The sequence below is a fragment of the Microbacterium sp. 01T413_2 genome (assembly GCF_056398985.1).
This window is the reverse complement of record NZ_JBFTQL010000004.1, coordinates 28,617-48,734: the sequence shown is the minus strand read 5'-3', so window position 1 is coordinate 48,734 and position 20,118 is coordinate 28,617. Positions and strand designations below refer to the sequence as shown.

At 70.6% G+C, this 20,118-nt stretch carries 21 protein-coding genes; 7 read left to right on the top strand and 14 right to left on the bottom strand.

Features of this window, described 5'->3' with window-relative positions; translation table 11 throughout:
* Genes AC1DMN_RS04200 through idi form a run of 7 tightly spaced genes read right to left on the bottom strand, consistent with a single transcriptional unit; the run spans position 1 to position 5,607 of the window.
* On the bottom strand, positions 1 to 894 hold the full coding sequence (locus AC1DMN_RS04200) for a prenyltransferase (protein ID WP_477231015.1): 894 nt from the start codon (positions 892 to 894) through the stop codon (positions 1 to 3).
* Positions 891 to 1,256, bottom strand: a complete 366-nt coding sequence (locus AC1DMN_RS04195) for a lycopene cyclase domain-containing protein (protein ID WP_441977179.1) — start codon at positions 1,254 to 1,256, stop codon at positions 891 to 893. The genes AC1DMN_RS04200 and AC1DMN_RS04195 overlap by 4 nt, the downstream gene beginning before the upstream one ends.
* Entirely contained in the window at positions 1,253 to 1,582 is a 330-nt protein-coding gene (locus AC1DMN_RS04190; RefSeq protein ID WP_441977180.1) for a lycopene cyclase domain-containing protein, read from the bottom strand. Before AC1DMN_RS04190 ends, AC1DMN_RS04195 begins: the two co-directional genes overlap by 4 nt.
* Positions 1,582 to 3,129 carry a phytoene desaturase family protein gene (gene crtI / locus AC1DMN_RS04185; protein ID WP_477231014.1) on the bottom strand — a complete coding sequence of 516 codons (1,548 nt, stop codon included), beginning with the start codon at positions 3,127 to 3,129 and terminating at the stop codon, positions 1,582 to 1,584. Before crtI ends, AC1DMN_RS04190 begins: the two co-directional genes overlap by 1 nt.
* On the bottom strand, positions 3,126 to 4,004 hold the full coding sequence (locus AC1DMN_RS04180; protein WP_477231013.1) for a phytoene/squalene synthase family protein: 879 nt from the start codon (positions 4,002 to 4,004) through the stop codon (positions 3,126 to 3,128). Before AC1DMN_RS04180 ends, crtI begins: the two co-directional genes overlap by 4 nt.
* Complete coding sequence (locus tag AC1DMN_RS04175) at positions 4,001 to 5,056, bottom strand: polyprenyl synthetase family protein (protein WP_477231012.1); 1,056 nt, start codon at positions 5,054 to 5,056, stop codon at positions 4,001 to 4,003. Before AC1DMN_RS04175 ends, AC1DMN_RS04180 begins: the two co-directional genes overlap by 4 nt.
* Complete coding sequence (idi, locus tag AC1DMN_RS04170) at positions 5,053 to 5,607, bottom strand: isopentenyl-diphosphate Delta-isomerase (protein WP_441977205.1); 555 nt, start codon at positions 5,605 to 5,607, stop codon at positions 5,053 to 5,055. The genes AC1DMN_RS04175 and idi overlap by 4 nt, the downstream gene beginning before the upstream one ends.
* Before the next feature lie 73 nt (positions 5,608 to 5,680).
* Between idi and AC1DMN_RS04165 the strand changes: the two genes are divergently transcribed.
* Positions 5,681 to 6,241: a MarR family winged helix-turn-helix transcriptional regulator gene (locus tag AC1DMN_RS04165; RefSeq protein WP_477231011.1), complete on the top strand. Its 561-nt coding sequence runs from the start codon at positions 5,681 to 5,683 to the stop codon at positions 6,239 to 6,241.
* Between the two features lie 53 nt (positions 6,242 to 6,294).
* Here the strand turns inward: AC1DMN_RS04165 and AC1DMN_RS04160 are convergent, their stop codons facing one another.
* Entirely contained in the window at positions 6,295 to 6,975 is a 681-nt protein-coding gene (locus tag AC1DMN_RS04160; RefSeq protein ID WP_477231010.1) for a LysE/ArgO family amino acid transporter, read from the bottom strand.
* 71 nt (positions 6,976 to 7,046) lie between these two features.
* On the opposite strand from AC1DMN_RS04160, the gene AC1DMN_RS04155 reads away from it, so the two are divergent.
* Both AC1DMN_RS04155 and ligD read left to right on the top strand, forming a co-directional pair.
* Positions 7,047 to 7,937 carry a LysR family transcriptional regulator ArgP gene (locus AC1DMN_RS04155; protein ID WP_477383901.1) on the top strand — a complete coding sequence of 297 codons (891 nt, stop codon included), beginning with the start codon at positions 7,047 to 7,049 and terminating at the stop codon, positions 7,935 to 7,937.
* 68 nt (positions 7,938 to 8,005) lie between these two features.
* Positions 8,006 to 9,067, top strand: a complete 1,062-nt coding sequence (gene ligD / locus AC1DMN_RS04150) for a non-homologous end-joining DNA ligase (protein WP_477231008.1) — start codon at positions 8,006 to 8,008, stop codon at positions 9,065 to 9,067.
* 9 nt (positions 9,068 to 9,076) lie between these two features.
* Here ligD and AC1DMN_RS04145 read toward each other — a convergent pair whose 3' ends face one another.
* Positions 9,077 to 10,120: an ATP-dependent DNA ligase gene (locus AC1DMN_RS04145; RefSeq protein ID WP_477231007.1), complete on the bottom strand. Its 1,044-nt coding sequence runs from the start codon at positions 10,118 to 10,120 to the stop codon at positions 9,077 to 9,079.
* A gap of 40 nt (positions 10,121 to 10,160) precedes the next feature.
* Entirely contained in the window at positions 10,161 to 11,624 is a 1,464-nt protein-coding gene (locus tag AC1DMN_RS04140) for a phytoene desaturase family protein (protein WP_477383899.1), read from the bottom strand.
* A gap of 60 nt (positions 11,625 to 11,684) precedes the next feature.
* Here AC1DMN_RS04140 and AC1DMN_RS04135 point away from each other — a divergent pair, with 60 nt between their 5' ends.
* Entirely contained in the window at positions 11,685 to 12,188 is a 504-nt protein-coding gene (locus AC1DMN_RS04135; protein WP_477231005.1) for a hypothetical protein, read from the top strand.
* Positions 12,189 to 12,230: 42 nt separating this feature from the next.
* On the opposite strand, the gene AC1DMN_RS04130 is transcribed toward AC1DMN_RS04135, so the two are convergent.
* Both AC1DMN_RS04130 and AC1DMN_RS04125 read right to left on the bottom strand, forming a co-directional pair.
* A complete protein-coding gene (locus AC1DMN_RS04130; RefSeq protein ID WP_477231004.1) occupies positions 12,231 to 13,463 on the bottom strand; it encodes an acyl-CoA dehydrogenase family protein in 1,233 nt (410 codons plus the stop codon).
* A 125-nt stretch (positions 13,464 to 13,588) separates the two neighbouring features.
* Positions 13,589 to 14,260 carry a TetR/AcrR family transcriptional regulator gene (locus tag AC1DMN_RS04125; protein ID WP_440733516.1) on the bottom strand — a complete coding sequence of 224 codons (672 nt, stop codon included), beginning with the start codon at positions 14,258 to 14,260 and terminating at the stop codon, positions 13,589 to 13,591.
* A 198-nt stretch (positions 14,261 to 14,458) separates the two neighbouring features.
* Here AC1DMN_RS04125 and sucC point away from each other — a divergent pair, with 198 nt between their 5' ends.
* Both sucC and sucD read left to right on the top strand, forming a co-directional pair.
* On the top strand, positions 14,459 to 15,625 hold the full coding sequence (gene sucC / locus AC1DMN_RS04120; RefSeq protein ID WP_477383897.1) for an ADP-forming succinate--CoA ligase subunit beta: 1,167 nt from the start codon (positions 14,459 to 14,461) through the stop codon (positions 15,623 to 15,625).
* Between the two features lie 28 nt (positions 15,626 to 15,653).
* Positions 15,654 to 16,556, top strand: coding sequence for a succinate--CoA ligase subunit alpha (sucD, locus tag AC1DMN_RS04115; RefSeq protein ID WP_477231003.1), 903 nt, complete (start codon positions 15,654 to 15,656; stop codon positions 16,554 to 16,556).
* Positions 16,557 to 16,624: 68 nt separating this feature from the next.
* Here the strand turns inward: sucD and AC1DMN_RS04110 are convergent, their stop codons facing one another.
* Positions 16,625 to 17,575 carry a GlxA family transcriptional regulator gene (locus AC1DMN_RS04110; protein ID WP_477231002.1) on the bottom strand — a complete coding sequence of 317 codons (951 nt, stop codon included), beginning with the start codon at positions 17,573 to 17,575 and terminating at the stop codon, positions 16,625 to 16,627.
* A gap of 70 nt (positions 17,576 to 17,645) precedes the next feature.
* On the opposite strand from AC1DMN_RS04110, the gene AC1DMN_RS04105 reads away from it, so the two are divergent.
* Positions 17,646 to 18,401 carry an MBL fold metallo-hydrolase gene (locus AC1DMN_RS04105; protein ID WP_440733512.1) on the top strand — a complete coding sequence of 252 codons (756 nt, stop codon included), beginning with the start codon at positions 17,646 to 17,648 and terminating at the stop codon, positions 18,399 to 18,401.
* A 175-nt stretch (positions 18,402 to 18,576) separates the two neighbouring features.
* On the opposite strand, the gene AC1DMN_RS04100 is transcribed toward AC1DMN_RS04105, so the two are convergent.
* Positions 18,577 to 19,998, bottom strand: coding sequence for an NCS2 family permease (locus AC1DMN_RS04100; protein WP_441977193.1), 1,422 nt, complete (start codon positions 19,996 to 19,998; stop codon positions 18,577 to 18,579).
* Between the last annotated feature and the right edge of the window lie 120 nt (positions 19,999 to 20,118).

Genomic DNA, 20,118 nt, shown 5'->3' with positions numbered 1-20,118 from the left:
TCAGAACGCCGCACCGCCCTGGGCCGCCCACCAGATGAGCAGCATGGTGGCGAGGAAGCCGCACACGTAGTTCAGCAGGAGGAAACGGCGCCATCCTCGGTTCGTCGCTCCCGATCCCTCGTCCGAGACCGAGCGGAACGGCCAGACGGCGCCGATGTACGGCAGCACGAGGACGGCCCCGAGCGGGCCCGGCCACGACGTGAAGAGCATGAGCGCGCCAGCGAGCGCCCACATCGCCGACGCGAAGCGCACGGTCCGCGTCGCGCCCAGCACGGTCGCGATCGAGGCGATCCCTGCATCTCGGTCCGGGACGACGTCCTGCACCGCGCCGAACGCGTGGCTCGCGACGCCCCACGCGAAGAAGGCGAGTAACAGCATCACGAGCGCCGGCGTCGGCGTCGCGCGCGCCAGCACGAGCCCGTAGACAGCGGGAGAGACGAAGTGGACGCTCGACGTCGCCGAGTCCAGGAAGGGGATCTCCTTGAACCGCAGCCCTGGCACGGAGTAGGCGATCACGGCGAACAGGCTGAACGCCAGTACCAGCCAGGACACCGGATCCCCGAGCGCGACGAGGAAGACGATGAACGGCACCGGGAGCAGCAGTGACCATGCCATCACCGCGCGGTGCAGTGTCGGAGAGAGCACGGCGCCCTCCGCACCGCCCTTGCGCGGATTCGCGAGGTCCGACGCATAGTCGAAGACGTCGTTGATGCCGTACATCGTGAGGTTGTACGGCACGAGGAAGAACAGCGTGCCGACCGCGAGGGCAGCGTCCACGCGGCCGGTCGTCAGGATGTAGGCGGCCGCGAAACCGAAGGCGGTGTTGATCCAGCTCAGCGGGCGCGAGGTCAGCAGCAGATCGAGTGGCAGGGATCGYGCTGTGGTCATGCTCATCGTGGTCGGTCCTCAGGGGTGCGGGCGTCGGGATCCGGTTCAGCCCTCTGCAGCCGCTCCTCGGGTGACGAGCGGCGCAGGTTCCACGCGGCCGAGCCGAGCAGAGCGGCCGCGATGGGATACGCGAGGTCCTCGATCGGGGCCAGGCCGATCCTGATCCCGCTGATCAGGCGCGGCGCGTACGTGAACAGGCCTGCGGCGATCATGAGCGAATCGAAGACGGCGGTGAGCAAGACGAGGCCGAAGGTCGCGAGGACGAGCGCCGCGCCGTGACCTGCAGGCGCCCGACGCCAGGTGAGCCACTGCATCACGATGCAGGGGACGAGGAAGGTCGCGTCGACCATCAGATACGTGCCGTTCATCGACGGTGCTCCTCGCGTGCACGCAGGATCCGCAGTGCGCCCGTGTAGAGCACCATGGTCAGCTGTATCAGGAACACGAGGAACACCGGCTCCTCGATCGGCAGATGAGGCAGGAGCAGGACGCCGGTGGAGAGCGGGTTGGTCTCACGCGTGAATATGCCGGTCGCGATCCCGACGACATCCCAGAGCAGCAGCACGCCGGCGCCTGCGGCCAGGATGAGCAGCGCTCGCCTCGGCTCCGCCCAGAGGAACAGTCGCCAGCGCCGATCGATGACGCCGACGCCGGCGATCGACACCAGCAGCAGCGCGAGATGGAGGAAGCCCATCACGTTTCCGCCGGCACGGGCAGCGGTCCGCTCGTGCGATCGTCGCGGAACGCCTTCAGCACGAGCTCTGCACTGATGAGGCACATGGGCAGACCGATCCCCGGCAGCGTCGTCGCGCCCGCGTAGAACAGTCCGCGGGTCGTGCGGGAACGCGTGCGACCCCGTAGGAAGGCACTCTGCCGCAGCGTGTGCGCGGGGCCGAGCGCCGACCCGCGGTAGGAGTGCAGGTCGCGGGCGAAGTCGGCAGGACCCACGGTGCGCCGTACGACGATGCGCTCCGCGAGATCGGGCGCGCCCGCGTGCGCCGCGAGCTCGGAGATCGCCCGATCGGCGATGCGTTCCACCGCGGCGGCGCCGCGGCCGTCGAGACCTCCCGCACCGATCGCCGGATCCGCGGGCACGGGGACGAGCAGGAACAGGTTCTCGTCACCCTGTGGCGCGACCGTCTCGTCGGTGGCGCTGGGCATGCACGCGTAGAACGACGCCGGTTCCGGCACACGCGGGGCGGATCCGAAGATCGCGTCGAAGTTGGCGTCCCAGTCCTCGGTGAAGACGAGGTTGTGGTGGGCGAGCCCGGGCAGGCGTCCGCGGACGCCCAGCATCGCCAGCACCGCGCCGGTTCCGGGGTTCATCCGCCGCCAGCGCCCGGGCGAGCGTTCGCGGGCCGCCGAGGGCAGCAGTGCCATGTCGCTGTGGTGCATGTCGACCGTGCTCACGACGCGATCGAACAGCTCCTCCCGGACGACGCCGTCCCTGGCCACGGCGATGCCGTGCACGGCCCCGCGTTCGATCAGGATCCGGCGCACCTGTGCACCGGTGTGCAGCCGGGCCCCGGCGGCGCGCGCTCGCCGCGCGAACGCGTCGATGACCGTGGTGAAGCCGCCCTGCGGGTACTGCACGCCGTCCTCCAGATCGAACGTGCTCATCAGATGGAACAGCGCGGGGGCGATCGAGGGCGCCCCGCCGAGGAAGACCGCGGGGTACTGCAGGATCTGCCGCAGCCTCCGGTCCGAGAAGGAGGACTCGACCATGCTCTGCAGCGAGGTGCCCAGCAGCGTGGCCAGGCGCGGCAGCTCGCGGACGTCGCTCCCGGGGAGGAACGCTCGCGGGTGCGAGAAATCGGTGTACAAGAAGCGGTCGGTGGCGATGCGGGCCGTGCGCGCCGCGGAGTCGAGGTGGCGGGCGAGGGCGGCCCCGGCGCCGGGCTCGAGTGATTCGAACAGGGCGAGTGAGCGGTCGCGGGCGGAGTGCATGTCGAGCGGCGCCTCGTCGTCGGAGAACACCCGGTAGGCGGGATCGAGGCGGATGAGATCGAGCTCCTTCTCGGCGCTCGTGCCCAGAAGGCGGAAGCAGTGGTCGAACACCTCGGGCATGAGGTACCACGAGGGGCCCGTGTCGAACCGGAAACCCTCCCTCTCCCAGCTCCCCGCACGTCCGCCGAGTCGGTCGGACTGCTCGAAGAGGGATACGTCGTGGCCGTCCGTGGCGAGCAGCGCCGCCGCCGCGAGGCCGGAGATCCCCCCGCCGAGAACCGCGACGCGGCTCACCGGGCGCCCCCGCCGCGGAGCATCGCGCGGCCGAACAGGGCGGCCTTGCGCGAGCCGGGTACGCGGATCCGTCGGACGACCAGTTCCTGCGCGGGCGTGCGCCGCAGCCGGGTGGAGAGATCCGCATAGAGCAGGTGCGCGGCCGCCACTGCCCGGCGCGAGGACGAGGGCAGCTCGCCGATCACGGCGTCGGCGGTCGAGAGATCCGCGTCCACCCGATCCAGGATGCTGTCGCGCTGCGCGTCAGTGAACGAGTGCGGGTCGACGCCGGGGAAGTAGGCGCGTCCGAGCGCGTCGGCATCCTCGCCGAGGTCGCGGAGGAAGTTCACCCGCTGGAACGCCGATCCGAGGGCGATCGCTCCTCGATCCCAGCGCGCATCGCGCACAGGATCCGGCTCCAGCCCGCGGCGGAACGAAGCCAGGCACATGAGTCCGACCACTTCGGCGGATCCGTACACGTACTCGTCGAGCTCGCGCTCGTGCGTGAAGACGACGGGGGTGAGATCGCGCCGCATCGATGCGAAGAACGGGCGGGTCAGGTCGGTGCCGATCCCGGTCGCGCGCGCGGTGGCGGCGAACGCGTGCACGACGAGGTTCGCGCTGTATCCGGCGCGCAGTGCGGTCTCGAGCTCGCGTTCGAGCCCGTCCAGCACCGCACGGCACTGCGCAGCGGAGAGCCCGGCACCGGCGGCGCAGCCGTCGACGATCTCGTCGGCGACCCGCACCAGCGCGTAGATCGCGGCGAGGTCCGCGCGCACGACGGGTGAGCACAGCCGGCTCGCGAGCCGGAAGGACGTGGAGTAGCTCACCAGGATCTGGGCCGATCCGCGCGCGGCGGCTCGATCGTAGCGGGCCAGCCCCGTGTCTGCGGTCATCGGCGGCGCTCCGTCGCGCCGACGATCAGGTGCTCCAGGTCGTCCCTCAGGCGTGCGGGAAGGTCGGTGAGCAGCATCGAGGCGCGCGCCTCGACGACGAGGCTCGAGATCACCGCTTCGGTGCGGGCGAGCCCGCCCGAGCACTCGATCGCGGTGCGGATCTCGGCCGCACCCCGCTCATCGAGCTCGGGATCGCCGAAGAGATCCGCCACGGCCCGCCATGCCGGATGGGTTCGCGAGTGCGCGATGAGCAGGGTCAGCTTGCCCTCCCGGAGGTCGGAGAGGACGGACTTGCCGGTCTGGCGAGGGTCGCCGAAGACTCCGAGCACATCGTCGCGTGCCTGGAAGGCCAGGCCGATGGTCGTGCCGATGAAGCCGAGCGCCTCCACGGTGGCGGCCGGAGCACCGCCTAGCAGCGCTCCRATCCGCAGGGGTGCGCTGAACGAGTAGCGGGCGGTCTTGTGCTCCATGGTGCGCAGGATCGCCGCCTCGCCCGCCTCGCCCCGGATGCCGAGCCGGATGTCCGCATGCTCGCCGACCGCAGCGGCGTCGATCGCATCGGCCAGGATGCTCGGGAGCGCACCGCGCGGCGCTGCGGAGGCCCCGAGGCCGGCGATGAGACGGTGCGCGGCGGACAGGAGCAGGTCACCCGTCAGGATCGCGCAGCTCTGGCCGTAACGGAGAGCGGTCGCCTCGTCGGCGCCGTCGGCGAGGGCCGCATCACGGCGCAGGGCGATCAGGTTGGGTCCGCCGCGGCGCACGAGGTCGCGGTCGATGACGTCGTCGTGCAGCAGGAACGCCAGATGGAGCAGTTCGACGGCGGCTGCGGCGCGGATCGCGTCGTCGGAGGGCTCGTCGGCGAAGGCGCGATGCGCGGCGAGCACGAGCCGGGGGCGCAACATCTTGCCGCCCTGTGCGCCGCGGCGGGCCTGAGCCCACACCGTGTCGAAACCTTCGATTGCGCCGATGCGCTCGGCAACGTCGTGGAAGCACTCGTCGACGACGGCGCCGACCTCGGCGAGCACGTCCGCCGAGAGCATGCGGTCGCTCACGATGCCAGCTCCTCGAGCCCTCTGCCTCCGCCGAGGAACGGGAGCAGCTCGGCCTGGAGGACGAGCCAGGGGCTGAACGCCCACGGGGTGCGGCGCACGGACGCGGCGAGATCGTCAGGGTCGACCCAGCGGTGCTCGATCACCTCGTCGGGGTGCGCGCGGGGCGGCTGCGTGGTCGTCGCGATGTATACCGGGCAGATCTCGTTCTCGACGATGCCGGACGCGTCCGTCGCGCGATAGCGGAAGAACGGCAGCACCGGTTCCACGGAGTCCAGGTGCAGTCCGAGTTCGTGCTCGGCTCGTCTGCGCACGGCATCCACGAGCCCCTCCTCCGGGGCGGGGTGTCCGCAGAACGAGTTGGTCCAGACGCCCGGCCAGGCGGTTTTCGTCAGCGCGCGGCGGGTGACGAGCAGGCGCCCTCGCGTGTCGAACACGTGGCAGGAGAAGGCGAGGTGGAGCCGGGTGGCGGCACCGTGGATGCTGCTCTTCGGCGCGACGCCGATCCGGGTGCCGTCGGCGTTCAGGAGCACGACCATGTCGGCGTCAGGGATCACGATCATCCTTTTGCTAACTAAGAAACTAACTAACCAAGTTAGCGGTAACTCTATGGCATAGAGTCCTCCCGTGGAAGTCCCCGAATCCGAACCCCGCCTCGATCGAGCGATGATCGATCCTCGGCTCATCGATCCCGCCGCGGAGCTCGTGCGGCGCGACCACCTGGCGGACGGGGAGGTCGACGAGATCGTCGAGCTGATGGCGGCGCTGCGCGCGTGGCACGGCGCGGCCGAGCGCATGAGCGCGGCCTCCCGGCGGTACATGAACCTCAATCAGAACGACATGCGCGCCGTGCGCTTTCTCATCGCGGTGGAGAACGCCGGGCAGGTGGCGACCGCCCGCGCAGTGGCCGACCATCTCGGGGTCAGCACCGCGGCCACGACGAAGATGCTCGATCGACTGGAGCGCGGCGGGCACATCATCCGGCGGCCGCATCCAGCCGACCGGCGATCGATCGTGCTGCAGGTCACCCCTGCGACGCGTCAGGCGGCCCGGGAGGGGGTCGGGCGTCTGCATGCGCGGCGCTTCGACGTCGCTGCCCGGATGTCGTCAGCCGACCGCCGCGTCGTCACCGGCTTCCTGCGTGATCTCGCCGCCACGGAGGGGGAGACCACGGGCGGCGAGGAGTAGCGCCCGGACGTCGCCGTCGCCGACATGTCCCGCGGCCCGACGCGGATCAGCGCTCAGCCGAGGAAGACCGGCAGCACCAGGCTGACCCCCATCACCACCAGCAGCGCGGCGATCACGGTGTCCAGGATCCGCCACGCGCGCGGCGTGCGCAGCCATCGGCCGAGATGGCGCGCGCCGAACCCGAGAGCGAAGAACCAGGTGACGCTCGCGATGATGGCGCCGGCCGCGAACAGCCACCGGCCATCGCCGTGCGTGGCGGCGATGGATCCGATGAGCAGCACCGTGTCGAGGTACACGTTGGGGTTCAGCCAGGTGAAGGCGAGCGTCGCCAGGATCACGGGCGCGAGCGGGGCCGTGCGGGTCAGCGTGGCGGTGCCGCCGGATCCGTTCTCGGGAGAGTCCGCGGGGGCGGCCCGGTCGGTCATGGCGGGTTCGGCGAGCAGCGCCTCGCCGCCGGCCTTCCACGCTCGCCGGGCCGCCAGCACGCCGTACGCCACGAGCGAGATCGCCCCCGCCCAGCGCGCCACCACGATGAGCCAGGGCAGGGTCTTCACGAGGTAGCCGAGCCCCGCGGTGCCCGCAAGCACGAGCGCCGCATCCGAGGTGGCGCAGATCAGTACGACGGGCAGCACGTGTTCGCGGCGCAGTCCCTGGCGCAGCACGTACACGTTCTGCGCGCCGACGGCGATGATGAGCGAGAACATGAGGCCGAGGCCGGAGAGCAGGATGAGCACGGATCGAGACTACGGTTCTACGCGAGTTCAGCGCCAGCGAAGATTCCTTAAGTCAGATTAGAATCGCTCATGTGCAGGTGGACCCGGAATCCGCGCGGACGGTGGCCGCGGTGCTCGACGAGGGAAGCTTCGAGGCGGCAGCCCGTCGGCTGCTGCTGACGCCCTCGGCGGTGAGCCAGCGGATCAAGACCCTGGAGCAGCAGCTCGGCCGGATCCTGCTGGTGCGCAGCAAGCCCGTGAGAGCCACCGAGGCGGGGGAGGCCGTCGCCCGGTTCGGCCGTCAGATCGCTCTCCTCGAGCGCGATGCGATCGCCGGCTTCGGCCTGTCCGCGGAGGGGGAGGGCGCGCGCATCAGAATCCCGCTCGCGGTCAACGCCGACTCGATGGCGACCTGGTTCCTGGCCCCGCTCGCCCGGCTCTCCGAGCGCTACGACGTCGAGTTCGACCTGCATCGCGACGATCAGAACTTCACCGCACGGCTGCTCGAATCGGGCACCGTGATGGCGGCGGTGACGAGCGAGTCGGAGCCGGTCGGCGGGTGCAGGGTCGAGGCGCTCGGCGCGCTGCACTACGTGGCCGCGGCGTCTCCGGGCTTCGCTCGACGCTGGTTCCCTGACGGCGTGACCGCCGAGTCGCTCGCGCACGCGCCGTTCGTCGACTTCGACCGGCGCGACCTGCTGCAGCAGGACTGGCTGCGTGAACGCGGTGTCGACCCGTGGCCGGTTCCACGGCACCATGTGCCGGCCTCTGCGGACTTCTCGGTCGCCGTGGAGCTCGGGCTGGGCTGGGCCCTGCTACCGGTCCCGCATGCGCAGGCGGGCCTCGCGGACGGGCGCCTGGTGCGGCTCGATGACGAGGAGTTCTCCTCGCCGCTGTTCTGGCAGCAGTGGAACCTGCGCTCCGAGCTTCTGGACGCGATCGCGGCGGAGATCCGCGCGGAAGCCGATCGCGTGCTGCGCTGACGGCGAGCTGCTCGCGGTTTCTCACGGATCCGTGGCGCCGCGTCGGCGGCGCACCCTAGGGTCGAGTCATGGCATCCGAGCGCATCACGCTGACCGTTCCCGGACCCGACGGCGACCGGACCCTGGACCTTTCCAGCCCGAATCGCGCGGTCTGGCCGGCTGCGGAGGGCGGCCCGATCACGAAGGGCGAGCTCGCCGACTACGTGCAGACGGTGTCGACGCCGTTCCTCACCTCGACCGGCAACAGGCCCGTCTCGCTCGAGCGCTATCGGGACGGCATCGACGGTGAGAGCTTCTTCTCGAAGAACCCGCCCAAGGGCACGCCCGACTTCGTGCAGAGCGTGATGTGCACGTACAACAGCGGACGCAAGCATCCGCAGATCGTGCTCACCGAGACCGCCGCGATCGTCTGGGCCGTGCAGATGAACACCGTCGTCTTCCACCCATGGGCCTCGCTCGCGTCCGACACCGACAATCCGGTGGAGCTGCGCATCGACCTCGATCCGCAGCCGGGCACGGGCATCGCCGAAGCGATCCCCGCGGCGCATGAGCTGCGCGCCGTGCTCCGTGAGGCAGGACTGGAGGCGTTCATCAAGACCAGCGGCAACCGCGGGCTGCACGTCTTCTGCCCGATCGTGCCGGAATGGGAGTTCCTCACGGTGCGACACGCGGTGATCGCCGCGGGCCGCGAACTGGAGCGGCGGTTGCCCGATCGCGTCACCACGGCGTGGTGGAAGGAAGAGCGCGGGGAGCGCATCTTCGTCGACTTCAACCAGGCCAATCGCGACCGCACGATGGCCGGCGCCTACAGCCCGCGTGCGCTGCCGGCTGCGACGGTCTCGACGCCGATCGAGTGGGACGAGCTGGACGACGTGGATCCCACCCGGTTCACGGTCCGCACCGTGCCGCAGCGTCTTGCCGATCTCGGGGACCCCTGGGCGCGCATGCAGGAGAGCCCCGGACGCATCGACACGCTGCTGAGCTGGTGGGATCGCGACGTGGAGAACGGTCTCGGCGAGATGCCGTTCCCGCCGGAGTTCCCCAAGATGCCCGGGGAGCCCCCGCGCGTGCAGCCCTCGAAGAAGGTCGCCGCGAACTGGGACGAGAACGGCGAGCGCGTCGGGGAGTGAGCCCCGTCGTCAGTCGATGACGTCGGCGAGGTCGTAGCCGGCCACGGTCTCCAGCTGCTCATAGCTGCAGGAGCGCGCATCCCGGTCGTCGCGCCAGCGCTCGAACTGCACGGTGTGCCGGAACCGCCAGCCCTCCAGCTGGTCGTAGCGCACCTCGAGCACGCGCTCCGGACGCAGCCGCACGAACGAGGTGTCCTTCGCGCCGCTGAACCGCGAGCGCTCGCCGTCGCCCGTCAGGGCGGCGCCGGATTCGTCGCGCTCCACGAGAGGCGCGAGGTCCTCGACGAGCTGCTGGCGCATCGCGTCGCTCCACGCGGCGACGCCGCCGACCTGGCGCAGCACGCCGTCGTCGCCGTACAGACCCACGAGCAGGGATCCGACTCCGGATCCGCTCTTGTGGATCCGGTAGCCGAGCGCGACGACGTCGGCGGTGCGGGCGTGCTTGACCTTGATCAGGGTGCGCTTGTTGGGCGCGTAGGGCTGATCCAGCGGCTTGGCGACGATGCCGTCGAGGCCGGCGCCTTCGAACTCGGCGAGCCAGCGCCGGGCGGTGCCGGGATCCGTCGTCGTGCGGGTCAGGTGCAGGGGATGGGGCACTTCGGTGAACAGGCGCTCGAGCCGTGCGCGGCGCTCGCCGAACGGCAGGGCCTGCAGGTCGTCATCGCCCTCCGCGAGCAGGTCGAACGCGATGAACATCGCAGGGGTCTCCGCCGAGAGCTTCTGCACCCGTGAGGCGGCGGGGTGGATGCGCTGGCTCAGAGCCTCCCAGTCCAGGCGCTGCGATCCCGCAGGTCCGGTGGCGACCACGATCTCGCCATCGAGCAGGCACGGACCCGGCAGCAGCCGCGGGATCGCCTCGACGAGCTCCGGGAAGTAGCGGGTCAGCGGCTTCGCCCCGCGAGAGCCGATCTCGACGTTCTCGCCGTTCCACGACACGAGTCCGCGGAAGCCGTCCCACTTCGGCTCGTACAGCAGGCCGTCGGGGAACTTCGCCGGATCCGGCACAGCGGCGGCGGCCTTCGCGAGCATCGGTGCGGGGATCTCGTAGCGCATGGATCCCATCCTGCCGCCCGACGGCCCTCCATGGCCATCGTCAGCCCGCCGGCATGGATCCGAACAGGTCTCCCAGATCGACGCGCTCGCCGGCGTCGGCCAGCGCGGTGCGGGCGGCGTGCCAGCCCGCCATGAAGTTCACTCCGGGCCCTGGCGGTGTCGCGGCCGAGGCGAGGTAGACGCCCGGCATCGGCGTGCGCCACGGCGCGGGGGAGAGTACGGGGCGCACCACGGCCTGGCGCATCGTGAACGCGCCGCCGAAGATGTCGCCGCCGATCTCGGCCGGGTTGAGATGCGCGCGCTGGCGCGGAGTGACCGCGTGGGTGGCGAGGATGCGGTCGCGGAAGCCGGGGGCGTATCGCTCGATCTGCCGCACGACCAACTCGGTCGCGTCGACGTCGGAGTTCGCAGGGGCGTGGATGTAGGCCCACAGCACCTGCTTGCCGGCCGGGGCCCTGGTGTCGTCCAGTACCGAGGGCTGCGCGACGAGCGCGTACGGCCGCTCGGAGACGCGCCCCTGGGCGACGGCATTCTCGCTCGCCCACACCTGAGCGCGGGTTCCGCCGACGTGCACGGTCGGGGCGAGGGCGACCTCGGGATTGGCCCACGGCACCGGCCCGTCGAGGGCGAAGTCCACTTTCGCCGCCGCCGCGCCGTAGCGGTACGCGCGCACCGCCCTCGCGTAGTGCGGCGGCACGTCGCACAGCGTGAGGGCCAGCCGTGGCGACGTGTTCAGCAGCAGCAGATCGCCGCGGTGCGGATCCCCCCAGTCCAGTGCGGAGAGGTCGACCACGCGCGTGCCGGTGCGGATCGTGCCGCCGTGCGCACGCAGATCCTCGGCGAGCACGTCGGCGATCCGCTGCGCACCCCCGCGCGGATACGCCCAGCCGCCGGCGTGCGCCTGGGCCATGAGCAGCAGGCCCGCCGCGGCGCCGCTCAGCGCCGGCAGAGCGGTGTTGGCGTGTGCGACCACGCCGGCCACGAGCGCCGCCGCCTCCGGGGTGCGGAAGGTGCGCGTCGCCATTGCGGAGCCCTGCTCGAGCGCGCGCAGCCCGTAGCGCACCGCGGTGACCGGGTCGCGGGGCAACCGCAGCAGCGAGCCGCCGGTGAAGTCCAGCACACCCTCGATGTGCGAGCTCAGCGGACGCAGCATTGCGCGCCAGGCGCGGGCGTCGGGGCCGAGCCCATCGGCCGTGCGCTCCAGGTCGTGCCAGCCGATCCCCGCCCGCCCGCCGTCGAGGGGATGCGCATATGCCGCTTCGGGAATGATCCAGTCGATCCGGTCGCGGCCGAAGGCGCGCAGGAACGGGGAGGAGTAGGCGGCGGGATGCACCGCCGAGCAGACGTCGTGCACGAAGCCGGGCAGGGTGACCTCGGCGCTGCGCACCCCGCCGCCGATCGTCGCGCCGGCCTCGACCACCTCGACGACGTAGCCGGCCCGGGCGAGCGAGACGGCCGCGGCGAGCCCGTTCGGCCCGCTTCCGATGACGGTGGCGCGGGGCATGCCGCCAGTCTTTCACGCACGCAGGTCGCGCAGAGCAGAACGTGGGATGCTTGGAGCAATATGAATGAAGTCCAGGGTCCCACCCCTACTGGCACCTCCCGTCCTTACAAGTCCCTCGCGGACGCCCTGCGCGCGCACCGCATGGACTCCGCGAACTACGACTTCATCCGTGCGATCGTGGAAGCGGTCGGCATCAGCAGCCTCATCGATCGCGGCCGCTACATCGAGGCGATCCGCCTCGGCGAGGGCGCGGCCCTGCACATCGGGCGCACCTACACCAACGGCTTCGCCGAGGGCGAGCAGGTCGTCGTGGCCGGACGTGTGCTTCCCCTCGCTCCGAGCGAGGGCAGGGCGCCGTACTTCTACGTCACCCACCCCAGCGAGCTGCTCGGTGGACCGGCCGGCGTCTCGCGCCCGGCGCGCTCCGCGGGCACCCGCACCCCGGCGAAGCCGAAGCCGGAGCCGCGCGCCCCGAAGGCGACTTCGCGCGAAGATCGCGACTACGGCATCTGCGACGTGTGCTTCATGGTGAAGACGCCTTCCGGAGGCTGCGGCTGCGACTGAGTCGCAGCGCGGGCCGTGCGTCTGGGACGAACGGCCCGCTCGTCAGGCGAAAGCGCTCATCCCGGTGATGTCGCGGCCGATCAGCAGGGCCTGCACGCTCTCGGTGCCCTCGTAGGTGTGGATCGCTTCGATGTCGGCCATGTGCTGCATGACGCCGTTCTCGAGCAGGATCCCATTGCCGCCGAGCAGATCGCGCGCCGTCGACGCGATACGTCGTGCGGCGCGGGTGTTGTGGAACTTCGCCAGGGACGCCTGCGCGGGGCGGAGCGTGCCGGCCTCGTCCATGTCCGCCATGCGGCGGCAGTACAGCTGCATCGCGGTGAGCTCGTCGAGCATGTGCGTGAGTCGCTCCTGGACCATCTGGAACTTCGCGAGCGGCTTGCCGAACTGCACCCGGGTCTTCGCATAAGCGAGAGCGGCCTCGTAGCAGGCGGTGGCGTGCCCGAGCGCCGACCAGGCGACGCCGGAACGCGTGGCGTACAGCACGATCGAGGCGTCCTTGAAGCTGCGCGTACCGGGCAGCACCGCGTCCAGCGGCACCCGCACGTCGTCGAGGCGGATGTGCGCCTGGTGGATCCCGCGCAGCGACACCTTGCCCGTGATGACCGAGCCGAGGTATCCGGGGCGCTCCTGCTCGACGAGGAAGCACCGCACGGATCCGTGTTCGGCCGCACCCTCGTCGTCGACGCGCGCCCAGACGAAGGTGATGCCGCCGGAGGCGCCGTTGCCGATCCACTTCTTGGCGCCGCGCAGGACCCACGCGTCGCCGTCGCGCCGCGCGACGGTCTCGAGCGAGACGGAATCGGATCCGTGATCGGGCTCCGTGAGCGCGAAGGATCCGAGCGCGGATCCGTCGGCCAGCGGCACGAGCCAGCGGTCCTGCTGCTCGGGGCTGCCGAACAGGGCGAGCGTGCGCAGGGCGAGCCCGCCCTGCACGGCGAGGACGGTGCCGAGGGAGCCGTCGCCGCGGGAGATCTCCATGTTCACGAGCCCCGCCGCGAGAGGGCTCATGCGAGTGAGGGCGGGGTGGACGATGCCGTCCACGACGAGGTCCATCTCGCCCATGCGGCGCGCGACGGCGAGCGGGTACTCGGCACGATCCCACGCGTCCTGCATCTGTGAGCCGACCTCGTCGACGTAGGCCTGCGCCCGCTCCCAGTGCGCACGGTCGGCGGAGGGGATGTCGGAGAAGACCTCGTAATAGTCGGTGCCGCAGCGTCCGGTCACGTCGTAGGAGGTGACGGCTTCGCCGGGGAAGAGGGCGTCGTTGCTCATGGGGTCTCCATCCGGGGAGTGAGACTCAGTCTCAAGATTCATGAGACAGCGTACCGTCTATCGACTGCTTTCGCGCACGCCGACGGCGCCCCGCTGCGGCCGGCGGGAGGTAGGCCGGCTGCGGGTCAGCCCAGCTCGTCGCGCAGGCGACGGGTGATCTCCGCCATGGGCATCGAGCGTGGGAACACGGCGACGACCACCGAGTCCTCACCCGGATCCGCCGCGGCGTCGGGATGCACGCCGTAGCGGCGCAGCACGTCGTCGAGTGCGCGACGCAGAGCTGCGGCCGAGGTACGGGATCCGCGCAGCAGCCGGCGCAGCACGTGGTTGTGCACGGCCGTCACGAGCGCGGCGAACCCGACCGCGTCGAGCGGATCCAGATCCGGCATCGAGCGGCGCAGGTACTCGTCGAACAGGCGCTCGTAACGGAACACCGTCACGATCTCGCGGTCGCGCAGCGTCGGAACGTCGCGGACCACCTGGTAGCGCAGTCGGGCCATCTCCGGGTCGGCGGCGAAGGCGCGGAACACCATCAGCGACCCATCGCACACCGCCGTCCAGGGGTTGGCGTGCGGGCGCTCGAGGTAGCGGCGCAAGCCGTCGAGGAGCTCCTCATGATCGGCGAAGACGACGTCGTCCTTGCCCCCGAACTGCCGGAAGAAGGTGGAGCGTGAGATGCCTGCGGCCTTGGCGATCTGTTCGACCGAGGTCGAATCGAAGCCCTGGGCAGAGAACAGCTCGAGCGCAGCGCGCACCACGGCGGTGCGAGCGGGGGACACGTCGGCGTGCTCGGTCATAGAAGGAGAGCCTAGTTGTCAGGATCCTGCGCCGGGAATGCTGAGTCATCGGACGTCGCGGGGGCCCGACCGATGGCTGGGTGCGCGGTCAAGAAGCGCGATTCCGCGGTAGTAGGCTGGCCTATCGGGTCGACTCACATCGACACCCGACAGAATTCCTGTCGCGTCCCATTCGTCGCAACCAGCGAAGGACTGCACGTGGACCTCTACGAGTACCAGGCACGAGACCTTTTCGAGAAGTACGGGGTGCCGGTTCTCGCCGGCATCGTCGCCGACACCCCTGAGGAGGTGAAGGCAGCAGCGGAGAAGCTCGGTGGCGTGGTCGTCGTCAAGGCGCAGGTCAAGACCGGTGGCCGCGGCAAGGCAGGTGGCGTCAAGGTCGCCAAGAACCCCGACGAGGCGTACGAGGCCGCCAAGGCGATCCTGGGTCTGGACATCAAGGGCCACGTCGTCAAGCGCGTCATGGTCGCCGCCGGCGCCCGCATCGCCCGCGAGTTCTACTTCTCGGTGCTGCTGGACCGCTCCAATCGCTCCTACCTGAGCCTCGCCTCGGTCGAGGGCGGCATGGAGATCGAGCAGCTCGCGGTCGAGAAGCCCGAGGCTCTCGCCCGCGTCGAGGTCAACCCGCTCGAGGGCATCACCCTCGACAAGGCCCTCGAGATCGCCAAGGCCGGGAACTTCGAGCCGGGCCTGGCCGAGAAGGTCGCCGACGTCTTCGTGAAGCTGTWCGAGGTCTACAAGGGCGAGGACGCGACCCTGGTCGAGGTCAACCCSCTCGTGCAGACCGAGGAGGGCGACATCATCGCCCTSGACGGCAAGGTCACSCTYGACGACAACGCCAGCGAGGTGCGCCACCCCGAGCACGAGGAGCTCGCCGACAAGGCGACCGAGAACCCGCTCGAGGCCAAGGCCAAGGAGTCGGGCTTGAACTACGTCAAGCTCGACGGCCAGGTCGGCATCATCGGCAACGGCGCGGGTCTGGTCATGTCGACCCTCGACGTGGTGGCCTACGCCGGCGAGAACCACGGCGGCGTGAAGCCGGCGAACTTCCTGGACATCGGCGGCGGCGCGAACGCGCAGGTCATGGCCAGCGGTCTGGACGTCATCCTGAACGACGAGCAGGTCAAGAGCGTGTTCGTGAACGTCTTCGGCGGCATCACCAGCTGCGTGGCAGTGGCAGAGGGCATCGTCAAGGCGCTCGAGATCCTCGGCGACGCGGCCACCAAGCCGCTCGTCGTGCGCCTCGACGGCAACCAGGTCGAAGAGGGGCGTGCGATCCTCGCCGCCGCCAACCACCCGCTCGTCACGCTCGCCGCCACCATGGACGAGGGCGCGGACAAGGCCGCCGAGCTGGCGAACGCCTGATCCGGCTTCCGAGACAAGGACAACGAACATGTCGATCTACCTCAACAAGGACTCCAAGGTCATCGTCCAGGGCATCACGGGCGGCGAGGGCACCAAGCACACCGCCCTCATGCTGAAGGCAGGCACGAACGTCGTCGGCGGCGTGAACGCGCGCAAGGCCGGCACCACGGTCTCGCACACCGACAAGGACGGCAACGCCGTGGAGCTGCCGGTGTTCGCATCCGTCGCCGAGGCCATCGAGAAGACCGGTGCCAACGTGTCGGTCGCCTTCGTGCCGCCGGCGTTCACGAAGGACGCGATGGTCGAGGCCATCGACAGCGAGATCCCGCTGCTCGTGGTCATCACCGAGGGCGTGCCGGTCGGCGACTCCGCCGAGGCGTGGGCGTACGCGACCGAGAAGGGCAACAAGACCCGCATCATCGGTCCCAACTGCCCCGGCATCATCACTCCGGGCGAGGCTCTCGCGGGCATCACCCCGGCGAACATCACGGGCAAGGGCCCGATCGGTCTCGTCTCGAAGTCGGGCACGCTGACCTACCAGATGATGTTCGAGCTGCGCGACCTGGGCTTCTCCACCGCGATCGGCATCGGCGGCGACCCGATCATCGGCACCACGCACATCGACGCGCTCGCCGCGTTCGAGGCCGACCCCGAGACCAAGGCGATCGTGATGATCGGCGAGATCGGCGGCGACGCCGAGGAGCGCGCGGCCGAGTTCATCAAAGCCAACGTCACCAAGCCGGTCGTCGGTTACGTCGCGGGCTTCACCGCTCCCGAGGGCAAGACGATGGGCCACGCCGGCGCCATCGTCTCCGGCTCCGCGGGCACCGCGCAGGCGAAAAAGGAGGCCCTCGAGGCCGCCGGTGTCAAGGTCGGCAAGACGCCGTCCGAGACGGCCGCCCTGCTCCGCGAGGTCTACGCCGCGCTGTAAGCATCACGACGAGGGGCTCCGGGCGATCTGCCCGGGGCCCCTCGTCGATTCCCGTCGCTCCGCCGGGTTCAGACCGGATCCGCGAACGCGCGCCGGTGCGCGCCCGGGGTGGTGCCGAAGCGCGCCCGGAAGTGATGGCGCAGGGTCACCGCACCGCCGAAGCCCGTGCGCGTCGCGACGGCCTCGATCGGCAGACCGGACGTCTCGAGCAGTCGCCGCGCCTCGTCCAGGCGGCGCTGCAGCAGCCAGTCGCCGGGGCTGGTGCCCGTGCGGTCGCGGAAGCGCCGGGTGAACGTGCGCCGGGAGAGGTGCACGGAGCCGGCCCAGGCGTCGATAGGCGGGGGTTCGGCGATCCGTCCCAGAGCCCAGGTGATGGCCCGGTCGATCTCGTCCCCCTCGGGGTCGGCGGCGAGAGGGCGGGACAGGAACTGGGCCTGCGAACCCTCCCGGTGCGGGGCCATCACGAGTGAGCGTGCGAGGTCGGCGGCGACGGCGCTGCCGAGCTCGGTGCGGACGATGTGCAGGCAGCAGTCCAGCGCCGCCGCCACCCCGGCCGAGGTGACCACGTCGCCGAGGTCGGTCCACAGCGCCTCGCAGCGCACGGTGAGCTCGGGATGCCGGGCGGCGAGCTGAGGCCCCGCCGACCAGTGCGTGGACACCTCCCTGCCGTCGGCGATGCCGCTCGCGGCGACGACGAACGTCCCGAGGCACAGGCCCAGGATCCGCGCGCCGCGGGCGTGCGCTTTGCGGACGGCGTCGAGCAGCGCGGCACTGGGCGCGATCTCCGGATCCCAGCTCGGAATCACGACGAGGTCGGCGGACGCGAACGCCTCGAGCCCCTCCGTCACGACGAGGTCCAGCCCCGCAGCGGTGCGCACCGGACCGGGCGTCTCCGCGACGGTCACCGTGCGATAGGCGGCCTCGACCGAACGCACTCCGACGCCGCCGAAGACCATCAGCGGCACGGACAGATGGAACGGGCTGATCCCGGGGAAGGCGAGGACGGCGGCGCGGCGCATGGCCCGATCTTATCGAAGAGTGTCGTCAGGGCCACTCCCGCGGCCGAACGGACGTCGCCACGATGGATCCATGACCGAGAACTCCGTGACCCTGACCCTGGTCGGTGGGCCGACCGCGATCATCGAATACGCCGGCTTGCGCCTGCTGACCGATCCGACTTTCGACGCACCGCGCAGCTACGACGGCGGCATCGCCCTGCACAAGCTGAGCGGGCCCGCGCTCGGGGCTGATGCGGTGGGCGCGATCGATGCCGTGCTGCTCTCGCACGATCAGCACCCCGACAACCTCGACGAGGCCGGGCGGACCTTCCTGCCGCGCGCGGGCGCCGTGCTGTCCACCCCGGAGGCGGCCGGCCGCATCGACGGCGTGACGGGGCTCTCCGCGTGGCAGACTCATCGCTTCGGCGATGTCGAGGTGACCGCGGTGCCGGCGCTGCATGGACCGGAGGGCGCCGAGGCGCTGTCCGGCACCGTGACCGGTTTCGTGCTGCGTGCGCCGGAGCGACCGGTCGTCTACGTTTCGGGCGACAACGCCTCGGTCGAACTCGTCGCAGACATCGCGGCGAGGATCGGACGGATCGACATCGCCGTGCTCTTCGCCGGAGCGGCCAACGTCGGGCGGTTCGGCGACGCCGACCTCACCCTCAACGCGCGCACCGCGGTCGCCGCCGCGCGCGAGCTGGGCGACGCCGTCATCGTGCCCGTGCACGCCGAGGGCTGGCACCACTTCTCCGAGACCCGCGAGCGCCTGGTGCGCGAGTTCGGCTACGCAGGGCTGGCCGATCGCCTGCGCGTGCCGGAGGCCGGGGTGCCGCTCGTGCTCTGACGGCGTGGCGGTGTTCCGACGGCGCGGCGGCCCGAGACCGTCCAACCACATCGAGACCCCCTCTCAGGATCGAGGCCCCCTCCCCGGAGCGTTCCCGGAAGGGGGCCTCGACGCCGCGAGGGGGCCTCGAGCGGATCTGCGGATCTGGCGGATCCGGCGGGTCCAGAGGGTCCGGTCAGGCGCCGAGCAGCGCCTCGATCGGCCCGCGGGCGAAGAACAGCACGAATCCGACACCGACCACCCACAGCAGCGGGTGGATCGTCTTGATCCGGCCGGTGAGCGCGTTGACGACGATCCAGCTGACGAAACCGGCGCCGATGCCGTTGGCGATCGAGTAGGTCATCGGCATGACCGTGACCGTGAGGAACACCGGCAGCAGCACGCGGAAGTCGCCGAGGTCGATGTTCTTGATCTGTGAGAGCATCATGGCGCCGACGAGCACGAGCGCGGCCGCGGCGACAGCGCTGGGCACGAGGGCGGTGAGCGGCGTGAAGAACATCGCGAGCAGGAACAGCGCGCCCGTGATCGTCGTCGCAAGGCCTGTGCGCGCACCTTCGCCGATGCCCGCGCCGGATTCGACGAACACCGTCGCGGACGAGGACGACGTGCCGCCGCCGACGATCGCGCCGACGCCCTCGACCACCAGGGCCGCCTTGATGCGGGGGAAGTCGCCCTTCTCGTCGGCCAGGTCGGCCTCCTTCGCGAGGCCGGTCATCGTGCCCATCGCATCGAAGAAGTTCGAGAACAGCAGGGTGAAGACGAACATGACCAGGGCGACGCCGCCGACCTTGGCGAGGTCGAAGCCGAAGTCGACCCGGCCGATCAGGCTCAGGTCGGGGATGCTCACGATGCTGCCCGTGAAGCCGAAGTCCTGGCCGAACGGCCAGATGAGGTTCACGATCGCGGCGAGCACGGTGCCGCCCACGAGCGCGATGAGGATGGCCCCCTTGACGCGCAGGGCGATGAGCGCCCCTCCGATCAGGAGGGTGAGGACGAACAGCAGCGTGGGGATCGAGGCCACGGATCCGCCGACGCCGAGGTCGACCGGGGGAGAGGCCTGCTTCGTCGAGGTCACGAAGCCGGCGTTCACGAACCCGATGAAGGCGATGAAGAGGCCGATGCCGACCGTGATGGCGAGCTTGAGCTGCACGGGCACGGCGTCGAAGATCAGCTTGCGCAGGCCGGTCGCGGCGAGCAGGACGATGATGACGCCGTTGATCATGACGAGGGCCATGGCCTCGGGCCAGGTGATCGATTTGACCACCGTGAACGCGAGGAAGGCGTTGATGCCGAGCCCGGCCGCGAATGCGAACGGCAGGCGGGCGATCAGTCCGAACAGGATCGTCATGACGCCGGCGGTCAGCGCCGTGGCGGCCGCGACGGCTGCGCCGGGCAGCGTATGGCCCGCGACATCGGCGGTGGACAGGATGATCGGATTGAGGATCACGATGTAGGCCATCGTCACGAACGTGACGATGCCTCCGCGGATCTCGGTGCCGAGGGTGGATCCGCGCTTGGTGATCTCGAAGAAGCGGTCGACGGCGTTCTTCGGCTCGGTTGCGGTCGGGTCGGACACGGGCGGGGGGACTGTTGTCATGAGAGACCTCCGCGGAAGACCGTATCGCGTCGCGGATGCGGTCCGTGCGCCGCGCGGACGATCTCGGCCGCGGCGGCCGTTCACGGCAGGCGTTCGACGCTCCGTTTCCGCGCGCCCGTC

Excerpts from the sequence above, each read along its gene's own strand:
- AC1DMN_RS04195 (WP_441977179.1), bottom strand. The coding sequence starts at position 1,256 with ATGAACGGCACGTATCTGATGGTCGACGCGACCTTCCTCGTCCCCTGC.
- AC1DMN_RS04190 (WP_441977180.1), bottom strand. The coding sequence starts at position 1,582 with ATGGGCTTCCTCCATCTCGCGCTGCTGCTGGTGTCGATCGCCGGCGTC.
- AC1DMN_RS04180 (WP_477231013.1), bottom strand. The coding sequence starts at position 4,004 with ATGACCGCAGACACGGGGCTGGCCCGCTACGATCGAGCCGCCGCGCGC.
- ligD (WP_477231008.1), top strand. The coding sequence starts at position 8,006 with ATGGCATCCGAGCGCATCACGCTGACCGTTCCCGGACCCGACGGCGAC.
- AC1DMN_RS04145 (WP_477231007.1), bottom strand. The coding sequence starts at position 10,120 with ATGCGCTACGAGATCCCCGCACCGATGCTCGCGAAGGCCGCCGCCGCT.
- AC1DMN_RS04140 (WP_477383899.1), bottom strand. The coding sequence starts at position 11,624 with ATGCCCCGCGCCACCGTCATCGGAAGCGGGCCGAACGGGCTCGCCGCG.
- AC1DMN_RS04135 (WP_477231005.1), top strand. The coding sequence starts at position 11,685 with ATGAATGAAGTCCAGGGTCCCACCCCTACTGGCACCTCCCGTCCTTAC.
- AC1DMN_RS04130 (WP_477231004.1), bottom strand. The coding sequence starts at position 13,463 with ATGAGCAACGACGCCCTCTTCCCCGGCGAAGCCGTCACCTCCTACGAC.
- AC1DMN_RS04125 (WP_440733516.1), bottom strand. The coding sequence starts at position 14,260 with ATGACCGAGCACGCCGACGTGTCCCCCGCTCGCACCGCCGTGGTGCGC.
- sucD (WP_477231003.1), top strand. The coding sequence starts at position 15,654 with ATGTCGATCTACCTCAACAAGGACTCCAAGGTCATCGTCCAGGGCATC.
- AC1DMN_RS04110 (WP_477231002.1), bottom strand. The coding sequence starts at position 17,575 with ATGCGCCGCGCCGCCGTCCTCGCCTTCCCCGGGATCAGCCCGTTCCAT.
- AC1DMN_RS04105 (WP_440733512.1), top strand. The coding sequence starts at position 17,646 with ATGACCGAGAACTCCGTGACCCTGACCCTGGTCGGTGGGCCGACCGCG.
- AC1DMN_RS04100 (WP_441977193.1), bottom strand. The coding sequence starts at position 19,998 with ATGACAACAGTCCCCCCGCCCGTGTCCGACCCGACCGCAACCGAGCCG.